Source organism: Bradyrhizobium sp. USDA 4532 (assembly GCF_024171315.1).
In the GTDB taxonomy this organism is placed as follows: Bacteria; Pseudomonadota; Alphaproteobacteria; order Rhizobiales; family Xanthobacteraceae; genus Bradyrhizobium; species Bradyrhizobium australafricanum.
The window spans coordinates 3,719,943-3,733,311 of the sequence record NZ_JALJZN010000001.1 but is presented as its reverse complement, the minus strand read 5'-3'; the positions used below and the strand labels follow the sequence as shown (position 1 = coordinate 3,733,311).

The following is a 13,369-nucleotide window of genomic DNA, read 5'->3' as shown; positions in this document are numbered from 1 at the left end:
GGCAGCTTTGCGTGGTCAGCGGCTTGTTGTCCCTGACAAGGTCAGGCCATGGTCGAGGTGAGACTCGGCGCATCTGCAATGCCTGTGTGGCAGTTCGCCTTCGCTCCACCTCGTGGCTGGACGTTAGATATATTGTACCAATTTAAGGTAATCGTCTGTGAGAACAGGGGAGCGGATGGAGCAGGCCGCGTCTTGAAGAAAATTGGCCAGCGTCTGGCTGGCATGACTGCGGCGTTCGACACTTAGGCGTGTCGGCGCGCGAGAACGCACAGCAGCTAGTTCGGTGCTGACCAGATCAGCCGCCGCTGTGGCACAGTTCGAGGCAGTGAAAGTGCCAGCAGTCATGACAGCTTGTGCTAATCCCAATGTGGTGAGCCAACCTGCATAGATTAGCACGGCACCATCTGTCTCATCGAGGCCGCGGAGCTCCTCAACGGCGTCCGCATGGACCGACGCCGCACCCAGAGAGACAAAAAGATCGGCTATTTCGTCGCGTGTGGCTCTGGAAAGAAGACAACGGCCAAGATGGGATAAAAGCGTCTCCGTCGGACCTTCGAAGATGCGGAGAATACGGGCGTCACGATAGATTTTAGCTAAGGGCGTCCCCTCGTCGTACCCTCGGCCACCCAACAGTTGGACGCATTGATCGGCGACAAGGCCGCACCATTCGGACGACAGTACCTTCGTTGCCGACGCAAGGTGGTTATTAGGAGATCCCTGCCCAGAGACGAGTCGGCAGGATGCCGTAAGCATCGCCTTCACGACTTCGCGTCGAAGTACCATCTGCCCAAACAGCTGCTCTATGTAGCTGTTCTCAATCATGCGCAGCTTACCTAGGCGACGATGATTTGCATATGAAGCCGCGACCTGGATCGCGCGCTCAAGGGCGCCAAGGCCCATCGCAGCCACACCTATTCGGCCGCGGTTCATGCTGGATGCCGCTGCGCCCCAACCGTCTTGGTCGCGAGAAAGCACGTAAGCACGTGGCACCTCGACATCCTGGAACTCGAGAGTATTCTGTATAATTCCACGCAAACCGAGGGTGCGATGCTCGTGCGTGACTTTAAGGCCGGGAGCCTGCCTATCAACCAGTACACCAACGAGGCGACCTTTGGCATCATGACCGGACGCTCGCGCAAAACAAACGATCCACCGGGCCCAGTCAGCGAGGCCAATCCAAATCTTACGGCCGCAGATGCGAACCTTATCTTCATGCATGAATGCCGAAGCTTCTATGTGCCTCGGGGCAGAACCTGCTCCAGGCTCCGTCAAAGCGAAAGCGCAAAGATCGCCGCGTGTTGCACCCCGTATGACCTGCTCTTGGTTGGGGAGATGCGGTGCCGCTTCGATGCAGGGCAAGGCCAGAAAGTTATGGATGACGAGGGTAGAGGCAGCGGAGACATCGAAAGATGCAGTGGCAGAGATGAGCTCGATGGCCTTTTGCAGGGAAAGAGCCAATCCGCCGCGATCTGCCGGTATGGTGAGCCCGAACAGTCCATGCCTTGCCAGCATACTATGTAGGGTCGGAGGGAATGCTCGACGGTCATCCGCGTCTGCGAAATTTAACTGACTGAGGTCATCGATCAGAGTGGAGTATAGGCTGGAAGCACGAACTCCGGCTGAGCGTTCCGGCGCCTCCTCGAAAAGGGCGCAAACTTGAGAGGACATAGCCATGCAGCCAGAATGATTGCCCCTGCGCTTTATGCCAATTATCCCTGCGGCTCGCCGGAATACACATTGGTATAGCTCGCTCGCCAGAGCCCCAGAATTTGTGCGGGGGACGCTAGGCAACAGGACGCCCGCGGAATTGCCGGTCAGAGCGCACCGTCGGTTCTGAGGACCCCTTTACTCCGCATTAGAACGTGGCGCCCGGCGTTGTCCGCTTCCCCGATGAGCGAACGACGTGCAGCAGGCTCGTGGCACCGCTCACTCTGCAGAGTTCTGCGAAGCGGAAGAGTCTTGATCAGACTGACGGTCTGCCAGACGGCGACCCGGACCGTCCCGCCGACTGGCACCGGTGATTCCCCACATCGAGCTTTACGAAGTCGGCCCGATCGATGTCGGAGCGATTTCGAACCGAGACGCTGCGCCGAGCTCGCGACAGAGGGGGCCCAACGTTCAGAAGCGAGTCAACCGCCGCTTTGGTGAAAAGAATATTGGCGCGCATCCAGTTCAGGCGGGGGTGCAAGGTCGGCTACGATCGCTTCTCGTTGGAAAACGTGGCCGAGATTCGCATATGCTAATTGCCCAGTCTGGCCCGCTCCGTATTTTCAAGCCGCCCGTCTCTTATCCCTGAGTCAGGCAAGATGGCGGCCCCAGTACCGGCCCTTGGCCCCCAGAGGTGCTGGGGCCGTTTTCCAGAGGACGTCAAAAGGTTGGTCGGCAAGCTGCTCGTAGACCCCGAGGCCTTCCTCTCGCTCACTACGTTGCAGGTTATTGCCGCAGCATGCTGAGTAATTTGAAGACCGACGTGGAAACGGAACTTGAGGAAGACGCCGAGGCGTCTTTCGATGTCCGCGTGCGGGATTCTTGCGACTTGGCTAGTTCACGCTCGGCGCCGCGTTGCCGTGGAGGCGGCGGCTTGATTGTGACCCTCTCGAGGAGCAAAGCGGCTCATGTGGGTTTCTCGCGACCGTGTCGTCAAAGTCACCAAAACGCTTGAGCATCGGCCTATGTTCGTCGGGAGCGAGGATCCATGTACGATATCTACGTGAACGAACGGAACGACCTTCTCGTTGTTCCTCGGGGCGATTCCATTCCGCTCCATTTCAACAGGAACTGGCGGAAGAAACGCGTCGTACGGTCGGTGAGCGAGCAAATCCGCGAAGACATCCGGACGCACGGCTACCATCGGCGAAGTGTTACAGCCAGGCCGCGTATTCGGGGAGCTGGCGCGTCCTCTCAGCCACGCGCTGAAAACGCTAGCTGACAAGGTGGCTTGATCTACAAAAGAAGAGTTCATCCGCATCTTAGGTGCAGGCGGTCATAGGCTTCATTTGCGAACCTCGGCTCTGATGGAGAGTCGAGGCTCTCGGTGCGCCAGGTCGGCGTGGGATGAAGCCGTCGTATTCGACAAGACCTCCAGAACGCCGGCTTTACAGACGTCAAAGTCGTTGCGAGGTTGTTCGTTGTTCAGGCGAAGTCACGGGACGGCAAACCTCTCGTTATGGGCATTGGTCCGCATGGAATGTCTGTGTTTGAAGCAATGAACGGGACGGAAAGCAGTGAAGGCACAGCAGGGGCTGGTTCAGGTCCTGCGTCGCCAGAAGCCAAGCCAAGCAATTCAATAAATCAGAACACGGGCGCGTCAAGCAATCAGCAGTCCGGGACTCAACAATAATGAGCTGGCCGGGTCGAGAAGTGGCTGACCGAGTGTCGCCAGCGGTCGGCGAGGGCGGTGGCTCGCCGATGCCGGGCCTTCGGCTCAGCTCGGGTTGCGAGGATAAGTTGGGAGCACTGGACAACACAAGACCGCTGCCCCGGCGGCTCACTGCTTTGCTTCAAAGTCGGCCGACCTTGCGCGGATTTCCATAGCGGATTGACGTGTCCACCCACGAACTGGGTGCGCGGGGCTCGAGTTTGAGTGTTTGCCCCTTGGAAACGGGAGCCGATAAGCAAAATTGGAAGGTTGGGACTATGATACCGCCGTTATAGATGTGGCAATTCTCAAGAGGATTGACACCTGTTATTTTCGGAACCCAAATTTTTTCAGATTATGCTGCTATGGCGCAGGTAATTTTCATTTCGTATTTTTTCAGCCCCACGTACGGCTGCTGATTTCGGCGACCAGCGGTTTCGGCAATCTCAACTGGCCTCAGCGGGGTCCCCGCTGCGGCCTCTTCATTTGTGAAACTGAGGCGTCAGATTGGCGGTCTTGCGGCTGCGTTCGGTGCTCGGTTGGCTCTGTGGGCTTTGGCCGTTGCTTGTACAGCCCGGACAACTGGCCGCGCCGCTTGATCTTTGATCAAGCGAACGGCTCGCAGCAGTGGAGTATCTTTGCAGCCTCTTGAGCAAGTTGTTCCTTCGCCAGAGATCCCGCGATCTGTCGAACACTCAACAGCGTCAATCACATGGTAACCGGCATGAGCGCCCCACCTGGGCATCGCGCGAATGAGCTGCGATACAGCCTGGTATGACCTGTTTTTTTGAGGTGGGCTATGGCAGATGCATGAAGCCGTGGTTGATGCCAGGCAGGAAGGCGGCTCCTATCGTGGGATCGAGGTGATCACGGGGCAGCGTTGGCGACGGTACTGGACGGCGGAAGAGAAGGCCCAAATCGTGGCGGAGAGCTTCAAGGAAGGGCTAATATTTCCGAGGTCGCTCGGCGCCATGGCGTTGTCCGTGGGCTGCGACGGTGTGGCGGCGCAAGTTCGCGACGGCAGCGAGCTTTCAGGCGCCAGGCTTCGTGCCGGTCCGGATCGCTTCCGAGAGCGGTCCGGCGACGGCAGACGAACCGGACCGGTTCGCGTCCGCGCATAAGGTGCTGCCGCAGATCGCATCGCCCCCAGGCAAGCTTGGCGGGATGATTGAGATCGAGGTGGGCAGGGCACGCATCCGGGTCGAGCCGGGAGTGGAGCTGGCGACGCTTTCGACAGTGCTATCGGCGCTTCGGCGCATCCGTTGATTGCGTTACGGTCTGACCTCAAGGTGGTGCTGGCGGCACAGCCGGTCAACTTTCGCAAGTCGGTGCACACGATTGCCTCTGGTTCTTGGCGATGCACGATCCGTGCTGATGAACGCGGACAATAGAGGTGTCGATCATCTGGACGGCCGCATCGTGAGCAGCGGCGAGTGCATCTATGATTCGGCCCCAGACACCGGCCCGGCGCCAGCGAACAAAGCGGTTATAGCAGGTAGTGTAAGGGCCAAAATGATCCGGCAAATCGCGCCAAGGTGCCCCAGATCGCAGGACCTAGAAAGATGCCATTGAGGACGCGTCGGTCGTTTACCCGAGGAACTCCACGCGGCTTGTTTGGTAGCATAGACTTGATAGCTGCCCATTCGTAGTCCGTTAGTTCATGGCGCATGATTCGAGGCCCCAGTTTGGGAGCTTGAATCGCGGGCGAGCACAATGCTTTTGCCATGTCAGGCCGACTTGTCCTCACGGCTGCCCTCAAGTTTATCTCGCAAGGCCGTGATCACGCGATGGACGATCCGTATATCCTTGACCGACAGCCCTTCTGAAAGATCGTTGATCCAGGGAGCCTGCAATTCCATTGCGGCTTCGAAGGCGCGCTGTCCATTATCAGTGAGCACGACGAGCTGCGCCCGTCGGTGATGCGGGTTGACCTCAAAAGATACGAGGCCCTCCCTGTGCAGATCATTGATAATCCGCTGCACGTTTTGACGATTGCCGCCGAGGTCGCGAGCGAGCCAAGCGACCGGTTGGGGACGTTCGGCGGACACAATGGCGCCAAGCACCTGCCAGCGTGCGCTTGTTAGGCCAAGCGGGGCGACCAGACGGTCGCCGACCGTCAGAAGTAGGCTGTCGAGCCTGAATAGATCGAGAACAAGGTCGGTCAGGGCGTCACCCTCGGGGGTTCGCTTGGCTCTTTTCATTTGTCACCATTGCTTTATATTGACATCATGACGTCAAGTCGTTATGTAGTCATAATACCAATTAGGCATCATAGATTAAATAGCCATGGAGGCACTCATGTCGCTGCTACGCCCACTCGACCCTTCCTTCCCGATCGACCGCCAGATCGCAATTGAGGCAAATTCTGTCGTCCTGGTAAACCCATTCACTCTCGACAGGGCCGATGAGGCGGCTTTTCTCAAGACCTGGCAGGATGACGCAGCGTTCATGAAGCGACAGCCGGGCTTCATTTCCACTCAGCTGCACAGGGCTCTCGGCGACAGCTCGACCTATCTGAACTACGCCGTCTGGGAATCCACCGCACACTTCCGCGCGGCCTTCACCCATCCTGACTTTCTAGCAAAAATCGCCAGCTATCCGGCCTCGGCGATAGCTTCCCCTCATCTGTTCCAGAAAGTTGCCGTGCCAGGCATCTGCGTTGCCTAGCCCTGCTGTTTTTAGGAAGTGAAGATACTCATGATCAAGTTGATCCATCCTGTCGCTGGCGCCTTGGCTATCGCAACGATCGGCACATTTTGGCTATCGACGGTACTCAGTGAGCTGTTCGCGTTCCATGCCACAGTTGCAGCGGTTAAGAACACCATAGCGTGGGGTTTCTTGTTGCTGATTCCGGCGCTCGCTGTGACCGGTGGTACAGGTGTCATCTTGGCAAAGGGGCGCCGGGCCGGACTGATCGCGGCCAAATTCAAGCGCATGCCATTCGTTACAGGAAACGGCATCCTGATTCTTATTCCGTCTGCGCTCTTCCTTGCGTCCAAGGCTCAGGCGGCAGAATTCGATGCCACGTTCTATGCTGTGCAGGCGATCGAGCTCGTCGCCGGCGCAACAAACATTACACTTCTTGCTCTCAACATGCGGGACGGTCTCAAAATGAAGGATGGTTGCGCCGCAATCCCGCTTGATCACCTGAACCGGAACTGCGCGAACAACTGACCTGACGCCAGGTATTGTCGTAACTTTATGAGTAGCGCCCTAGCCCCGCGGCTGGGTTGGCTCAGTCGAACGAGCGGCTATGAATTCGCTGCTGAAGCATGAGGTCTGAATTATGAATAGTACTTTTAACCGTCCGCCCGCGGTCTGCTTTCTGCTTGGACTTCCACGATCGGGGACGACGCTCCTGGCGCATTTGCTTCAGCAACACCCAGAAATTGCGGCTCCGCCTGAACCCTGGTTGATGCTGGCGCTCGAGGCTTTTGGCAGGGTGGACCAAGGCCACCCGGCAGGCCCCTCCTTGATTGAGGGCGCAAACTCCGAATTCCTAGCGCGTATCGATCGGACGATTGCCGATCGCGCTTTCGCCGACGCAGCATATGGTCAGTATCTGGCAGCAGCAGGCAAGCGAATCATCATAGACAAAACGCCACGCTATTGGGCAGCGCTTGAATTTCTTGAACGTGTCTATCCGCGAGCGCCACACATCCTTCTGATGCGCAATCCCTATGCCATCGCGGCTTCACTGAAATCCACGTGGGGAATCCCGCTTCGGGCGGAAAGCTCCTATTCGCTCAGCGTGTCCAGTCTCGCCGATCTCGTGCTCCGCGTGCCAGATGTCTTGATATCTGCACTTTCCGATTTGGTTCTGGGCCTTCCCAGATTGGCGGCGCAGCGCACGCGCCCGCACACACAGCTCGTGCGATACGAACTGCTTGTGGCCCATTCGGACGAAGAGGTTCGACGCCTGCTGACTGGACTCGGCTGTGATCCGGCGGCGAACGCATCGGCAGGCTTTGGACAAGTAGACTATCTTCGATCAAGCCGCTTCGGAGATCGAAAAATCCTGGAACGAAACGCGGTCGACCAAAGCTCTGTCGATGCATGGCAATCCCAACTAAGCATTGAAGAGATGCAAACCGTGACCGATCTGGTTGGCACCGAGCTCTTGACAGAACTCGGATATGAGGCGGAACTGCTCCGTGCACAGCAAGCCGGGGTCGTCGATAGAGGACCTCAGCTAACTGAGCTCTATCGACAGGTGTTCCGAACCTGGTGGGATTTGCGAGTTGGCAAGGGGGCATCGTCCGGGCCATCTCAATCTAGTGGGCAAGTCCACATTGCTCGACAGGTTGCGCAGAACTTTCGCTCCGCGTCCGACTCCTCCGTGGTGCAATCGCAAGATCCGTCGTCTGCCGAGCTTGAGGAGAATTTGCAGCTGGCCAATTCACCGACACAGTTGCAACAGGCACTGTTGGCGTCAGAAGCTGATCGAGCTGCAAGGCTGGATGCTATTCGAACTCGCGATGCGGCTATCGAGATCTTGCGAGGTCAGGTTGCGCGGCTTGAGCAGATCATCAATGTAGCTTAGGTGATCTGCATGCTTGCGATCAAAACCTGCTGGCTGATTTAGCCCTTAGCCTATAACGAGCTGATCTACGTAATAGGTGTGAGGCTGATGCCACAGCATTGCGGCGGAATGCGACAGGTCTCAGGCTGTGTCGGTCTTCTGCCCAACGCGCGCTCGACCTTCTGAATAGCCACGCGCAGCGCCGGGCCCGTCCGCCGCCAACATTACTCCTCTAGGCCGGCGTCGCGGAGCGGTGAAGAACCGAAATCCAGCATCCAAAGAACTTACATGCTGCCAAAACATCTCCGCCGTCTCGAATCTGAATCGATCGAAATCATGCGTGAGGTAGTTGCCGAGTTCAAAAAGCCGGTCATGCTTTACTCGATCGGAAAAGACTCCAGCGTGCTGCTGCATATTGCGGTTCTGTCCGGCAAAATTGCCTTTTCCGTTGCTTCACGTCAATACGACATGGAAGTTCCGCGAGATCATCAGTTTCCGGGACGCGACGGCCAAACGGCTCGGCCTCGATCTGATCGTGCATGTCAACAAGGAGGGCATTGCGCGCGGACGCAATCCGATCGACTCCGGATCGGCGCTTCATACCCAAGTTATGAAGACCGATGCCCTGAAGCAGGCGCTCGAGCTTTACAGATGGTGCCGCGTTTGGGGGAGCCCGGCGTGACGAAGAAAAGAGCCGGGCCAAAGAACGGATACTCTCCTACCGTTCGGCCGGACTACATATGGGATCCCCGCAACCAGCGACCGGAGCTCTGGAGCCTGTTCAATGCGCGGGTCCACCAAGGTGAAAGCATGCGGGTGTTCGCGATGGCAACCTGGACCGAGCTAGATGGAATTATACCATGCTCGAAAAGATACCGGTCGTCCCGCTCTACTTCGCAAAGCAACAGGCGCGGAGGATACGTCAGAAGAGGCTTGATCGGGCCAACCGCTCCTGACATGGATGACCGATGCGGCTTTCGACGCCACCCGCCGATCCAGGTCAAAAGGTGTCTAGATGGTTCGCCCGAAGCTAAAAACCCTGGCATTCCTGCCAGGGCTCCGCAGGTGTCGACCCTTTGATGGACGGCGTCAGAAATCCATACCGCCCATGCCGGCGCCGGGAGGGATTGCGGGACCCGCCGCGGCCTTCTTCGGCAGTTCGGCGACCATCGCTTCCGTGGTGATCAGCAGAGCTGCCACGGAGGACGCGTTCTGGACCGCGATGCGCACGACTTTGGTCGGGTCGATGATGCCCTTGGAGACGAGATTGCTGTACTCGCCCGTCTGGGCATCGAAGCCGAAAGAATATTGATCGTTCTCGAGGACTTTGCCGACCACGATCGAGCCGTCTTCGCCAGCGTTGATCGCGATCTGGCGGGCCGGCCAGGACAGCGCCTTGCGCACGATCTCGACGCCGGTCTTCTGGTCGTCGTTCTTGGTGCGCAGACCCTTGAGCTGCTCGGAGGCACGGAGCAGGGCGACGCCGCCGCCCGGCAGGACACCTTCCTCGACAGCCGCGCGGGTCGCGTGCATCGCGTCATCAACGCGATCCTTGCGCTCCTTCACTTCGACTTCGGTCGAGCCGCCGACGCGGATCACTGCGACGCCGCCTGCGAGCTTGGCGAGACGCTCCTGCAGCTTCTCACGGTCGTAGTCCGAGGTGGTTTCCTCGATCTGCGCCTTGATCTGGGCAACGCGGGCGTCGATGTCGGCCTTCTTGCCGGCGCCGTTGACGATCGTGGTGTTCTCCTTGTCGATCATCACCTTCTTGGCGCGACCGAGCATCTGCAGCGTGACGTTCTCGAGCTTGATGCCGAGGTCTTCCGAGATGGCCTGGCCGCCGGTCAGGATCGCGATGTCCTGCAGCATGGCCTTGCGGCGATCGCCGAAGCCCGGAGCCTTGACGGCCGCGACCTTCAGGCCGCCACGCAGGCGGTTGACGACGAGGGTGGCAAGCGCTTCGCCTTCGACGTCTTCAGCGACGATGACCAGCGGCTTGCCGGTCTGCACCACGGCCTCGAGCAGCGGCAGCAGCTCGTTCAGCGAGGAGAGCTTCTTCTCGTTGATGAGGATGTAGGCGTCGTCCATCTCAACGCGCATCTTGTCGGCGTTGGTGACGAAGTAGGGCGAGATGTAGCCGCGGTCGAACTGCATGCCCTCGACGACGTCGAGTTCGGTCTCGAGCGACTTGGCTTCCTCGACCGTGATCACGCCCTCGTTGCCGACCTTCTTCATGGCGTCGGCGAGGAACTTGCCGATCTCGGCATCGCCGTTGGCCGAAATGGTGCCGACCTGGGCGATCTCCTCGTTCGAGGTGACCTTCTTCGAATTTTTCTGGAGGTCCGCCACGACGGCTTCGACCGCGAGGTCGATACCGCGCTTCAGATCCATCGGGTTCATGCCGGCGGCGACCGACTTGGCGCCTTCGCGCACGATTGCGGCCGCAAGCACGGTCGCCGTGGTGGTGCCGTCGCCAGCCGCGTCAGCAGCCTTGGAGGCGACTTCGCGCACCATCTGGGCGCCCATGTTCTCGAACTTCTCCTCCAGCTCGACCTCCTTGGCGACGGCGACGCCGTCCTTGGTGATGCGGGGAGCGCCGAACGACTTCTCGAGCACCACGTTGCGGCCCTTCGGACCGAGCGTGACCTGTACCGCGTTGGCGAGGATGTCCACACCACGCAGCATGCGGTCGCGCGCGTCTACTCCGAATTTGACTTCTTTGGCTGTCATAAACAATTCCTTCGGTTATTCTCTCATCCTTCGGCGCGCCAACAGGCGCCCGTCGGGGTGAGATGTGCGAGTAGCCGGGTCAGGCGGCCTTCTTCTTGGAAAACACATCGGTGAGAACGCCCATGATGTCGCTTTCCTTCATTATCAACAGCTCCTGGCTGTCGATCTTGACTTCGGTGCCCGACCACTTGCCGAACAGAACACGGTCGCCGACCTGGACGTCGATCGGAATCAGCTTGCCGGTCTCGTCGCGGCCGCCCGGGCCAACGGCGATGACTTCGCCTTGCGAGGGTTTTTCCTTGGCTGTGTCGGGAATGATGATACCGCCAGCGGTCTTCTCTTCAGCGTCGATGCGCCTGACCACGACGCGGTCGTGAAGCGGACGGAAATTCATACGGGCCTCCTGAGCGTTTGAACGAGTTGGCGTTTCGCCACATTGCAACAGTATCGGTGATAGCAAGAGCCAGGCCAACGATGAGGAGCGCCTCTTGCCTGCGGTTCTGCTGAATCGTGCGCCTGGACTGCGCGTGTCCTAGGTCGGAAGCAGACGTCATCATGTCTAGAGACAGCCAAGCTGTTGCGAAAATGACATTGCATTTCATCAACACAACCACATTCCCCCTATACCCTTATCTCGCGGTCTCTGGATGCACCCCGCGGGTCCGCGAAGTGAAGGGTAGCGGAACGTAGCGTGACCCGCGGTCGACGGTCCGAATTGACGTAGCCTTCCGGAACCGAGCCGATTCGTCGGGAGCGCCCGACCACCTGGGAGGCCGCGTGACCCGTCGGAGTGGCCGTGATCGATGCTCCTTAAGGAGTTCGCGCCGCACCAATGCTGTTTTCTCCGAGCGCCATCGGCGAACGTTGCGGTGAGTTCTGCGACCATCATTCAGCGGCGGTCAGCGTGGCCTGGGGCGCGCTCTCTGGATCTCCGGCGTGATCGCGCTCCTTCAGGCCAAACTGCCTAAAAGTCGTGAGCCGAAGGATCGAGAGTGCGCGAATCCGGAACGCCGACTATCAGATGGAGGGCGACATTGGCTGGGCTGCAACTGCGATAGACGGTGATTGGTCATCGTTGCGCAGGAGCGGTCACTCTGTCCTCGACCGCTCCATCGAGAGCCGCCGACGGGTAATGCGCCGGCACGACGATGTTTAGAGGAAGACGATCTTTAGTCTCGAGGGCGAGGGATCGCACACCTGCATGGCTATCCGCTTCTCATGCACGTTTTCCGATTTAGGTCCTTCCGGATAGCTCTGTCGCCCCAGGACAATCGCTGCGGCTTTGGTATCACCGTCCAGATGGCCTTGGATAAAGGGGGGACAGGCATATGAATTATATACGTTGATATGCATTGTGCGGGGGCGTCTGGCATGTGATTGCGGCTTCGAGCACAAATCTCAACTATTGGGGCAGGACCGGTGTCTTCTGTGGAAATACATCAGCACATTGTTTCCCTTCTTCAGAAGTCGGATCCGGTGATCCTGGATATCGGATGCAACGACGGAACCGACACGCAACACTTTCTCAACCTGTGCCCGCAAGCGCAGCTCTACTGCTTCGAGCCTGACCCGAGAGCGATCGCGCGCTTCAAGAAGAAGCTGGGCCCATCTCTCGACAAGGTGAGGTTGCTTGAAATCGCGATCAGCGATCGAAACGGGGTGATCGAATTCCATCCAAGCAATGCAGATGGTGATGCGAAGGAATGGGACCTTTCCGGCTCGATACGCCGCCCGAAAAATCATTTGACTGAGTATGATTGGGTTCGTTTCGATCTTCCCGTCCCGGTTCAAACGCGGCGGCTTGACGATTGGTGCAACGAAGCCGGGCTGAACAGGGTCGATTTCATCTGGATGGATGTCCAGGGAGCCGAAGCCGACGTCATCGCCGGCGGCATGCAGACCGTCAGCAACACGCGCTTCATCTACACGGAATACAGCGACCGCGAGCTGTACGAAGGGCAGCTGTCCCTCCAGGCCATTCTTGACCTGTTACCGTCGTTCGAAGTGGCGGCGCATTATCCGCGCGACGTGGAAGGCGATGTATTGCTCAAAAATACGCGCTTCTAACGGCTACTTGAATACGGCGCTCATTCGTAGCTGGAAGACTGATTTGCGCAGTTTATGCCGCCCAAAGCTGCTCAACCAGTGATCAATAGGGCGAACAGACGTAGCGGTCGGACAGGCTTGCAAGCGTCGTTTTTGTTCGCGGCTGTTATTGCAGATCCCGCCCATGGCGGCCACGTCGAGGCTTTGGTGAGAGTGTGACAATCACCGGCTTGGCGAGCCGGCACGACCGGCGAGTTTGCGGTCAGTCGCCCGAGCCGTTTCAGATGCTTGAACCAGGACTACCAGCCGGCGCTCCAAGCGTTTGAGCGTCTGAACGGCTGCTGTATGTTCTGGGCCTCTTGGAAGCTCGTGCACCCGTTCGAACAAATGCCAAAGCAATTGCATGAGTTCGCGTAGCTCCTTGAGTTGGTCGGATTTCGTCACGCACTTGGCGCCGCTATTGTTATTTCATGCCGTTGCTCACGCCATCCCTGGCGTCTTCCTTGTTCGAACGGGTCTGAATCTGCGGACAACTTGGTCGCAGCAGGCTTCATTTGAAGCTCCCTTTATCCATGAGAGCATAACTGCAACAGCCGATCATCCCGTAGGCCTCCTCGGCCGTTCTGGGACGAATTAATCTCACGGCCGAGACTTGGCAAGGACTGTGCCATCGCCAGGCTCAGTGCAAAAAAGGCAGGTGAGGATGCTGTGCG

General features: G+C 58.4%; 9 protein-coding genes and 2 pseudogenes. 6 read left to right on the top strand and 5 right to left on the bottom strand.

The features are described 5' to 3' along the window. Positions 1-123: 123 nt before the first annotated feature. Positions 124-1,668: an acyl-CoA dehydrogenase family protein gene (locus J2R76_RS17515; protein ID WP_256520897.1), complete on the bottom strand. Its 1,545-nt coding sequence runs from the start codon at positions 1,666-1,668 to the stop codon at positions 124-126. 2,686 nt (positions 1,669-4,354) lie between these two features. On the opposite strand from J2R76_RS17515, the gene J2R76_RS17510 reads away from it, so the two are divergent. Next, positions 4,355-4,624: a hypothetical protein gene (locus tag J2R76_RS17510; protein ID WP_253624322.1), complete on the top strand. Its 270-nt coding sequence runs from the start codon at positions 4,355-4,357 to the stop codon at positions 4,622-4,624. 69 nt (positions 4,625-4,693) lie between these two features. On the opposite strand, the pseudogene J2R76_RS17505 reads toward J2R76_RS17510, so the two are convergent. Together J2R76_RS17505 and J2R76_RS17500 are read right to left on the bottom strand one after the other, a co-directional pair. Continuing rightward, positions 4,694-5,027 (bottom strand): annotated as a pseudogene (locus J2R76_RS17505) (IS5 family transposase); the annotation flags it as partial. Positions 5,028-5,085: 58 nt separating this feature from the next. Then, a complete protein-coding gene (locus J2R76_RS17500) occupies positions 5,086-5,559 on the bottom strand; it encodes a MarR family winged helix-turn-helix transcriptional regulator (protein ID WP_253624321.1) in 474 nt (157 codons plus the stop codon). Positions 5,560-5,656: 97 nt separating this feature from the next. Here J2R76_RS17500 and J2R76_RS17495 point away from each other — a divergent pair, with 97 nt between their 5' ends. From J2R76_RS17495 to cysD, 4 genes and pseudogenes are all read left to right on the top strand, one after another. Then, positions 5,657-6,025, top strand: a complete 369-nt coding sequence (locus J2R76_RS17495) for an antibiotic biosynthesis monooxygenase (protein ID WP_253624320.1) — start codon at positions 5,657-5,659, stop codon at positions 6,023-6,025. Between the two features lie 30 nt (positions 6,026-6,055). Then, on the top strand, positions 6,056-6,532 hold the full coding sequence (locus J2R76_RS17490; protein ID WP_253624319.1) for a hypothetical protein: 477 nt from the start codon (positions 6,056-6,058) through the stop codon (positions 6,530-6,532). Positions 6,533-6,644: 112 nt separating this feature from the next. Further along, positions 6,645-7,901 (top strand): sulfotransferase, encoded by a 1,257-nt coding sequence (locus tag J2R76_RS17485; RefSeq protein ID WP_253624318.1) that lies wholly within the window; start codon positions 6,645-6,647, stop codon positions 7,899-7,901. Positions 7,902-8,168: 267 nt separating this feature from the next. Continuing rightward, positions 8,169-8,788 (top strand): annotated as a pseudogene (gene cysD, locus J2R76_RS17480) (sulfate adenylyltransferase subunit CysD); the annotation flags it as partial. 181 nt (positions 8,789-8,969) lie between these two features. On the opposite strand, the gene groL reads toward cysD, so the two are convergent. After that, on the bottom strand, positions 8,970-10,610 hold the full coding sequence (groL, locus tag J2R76_RS17475; protein WP_253624317.1) for a chaperonin GroEL: 1,641 nt from the start codon (positions 10,608-10,610) through the stop codon (positions 8,970-8,972). A 79-nt stretch (positions 10,611-10,689) separates the two neighbouring features. After that, positions 10,690-11,004, bottom strand: coding sequence for a co-chaperone GroES (locus J2R76_RS17470; protein ID WP_229158150.1), 315 nt, complete (start codon positions 11,002-11,004; stop codon positions 10,690-10,692). Between the two features lie 1,025 nt (positions 11,005-12,029). Here J2R76_RS17470 and J2R76_RS17465 point away from each other — a divergent pair. Continuing rightward, positions 12,030-12,677: an FkbM family methyltransferase gene (locus J2R76_RS17465; RefSeq protein ID WP_309143539.1), complete on the top strand. Its 648-nt coding sequence runs from the start codon at positions 12,030-12,032 to the stop codon at positions 12,675-12,677. Positions 12,678-13,369 lie beyond the last annotated feature (692 nt).

Excerpts from the sequence above, each read along its gene's own strand:
- J2R76_RS17515 (WP_256520897.1), bottom strand. The coding sequence starts at position 1,668 with ATGTCCTCTCAAGTTTGCGCCCTTTTCGAGGAGGCGCCGGAACGCTCA.
- J2R76_RS17500 (WP_253624321.1), bottom strand. The coding sequence starts at position 5,559 with ATGAAAAGAGCCAAGCGAACCCCCGAGGGTGACGCCCTGACCGACCTT.
- J2R76_RS17495 (WP_253624320.1), top strand. The coding sequence starts at position 5,657 with ATGTCGCTGCTACGCCCACTCGACCCTTCCTTCCCGATCGACCGCCAG.
- J2R76_RS17490 (WP_253624319.1), top strand. The coding sequence starts at position 6,056 with ATGATCAAGTTGATCCATCCTGTCGCTGGCGCCTTGGCTATCGCAACG.
- J2R76_RS17485 (WP_253624318.1), top strand. The coding sequence starts at position 6,645 with ATGAATAGTACTTTTAACCGTCCGCCCGCGGTCTGCTTTCTGCTTGGA.
- groL (WP_253624317.1), bottom strand. The coding sequence starts at position 10,610 with ATGACAGCCAAAGAAGTCAAATTCGGAGTAGACGCGCGCGACCGCATG.
- J2R76_RS17470 (WP_229158150.1), bottom strand. The coding sequence starts at position 11,004 with ATGAATTTCCGTCCGCTTCACGACCGCGTCGTGGTCAGGCGCATCGAC.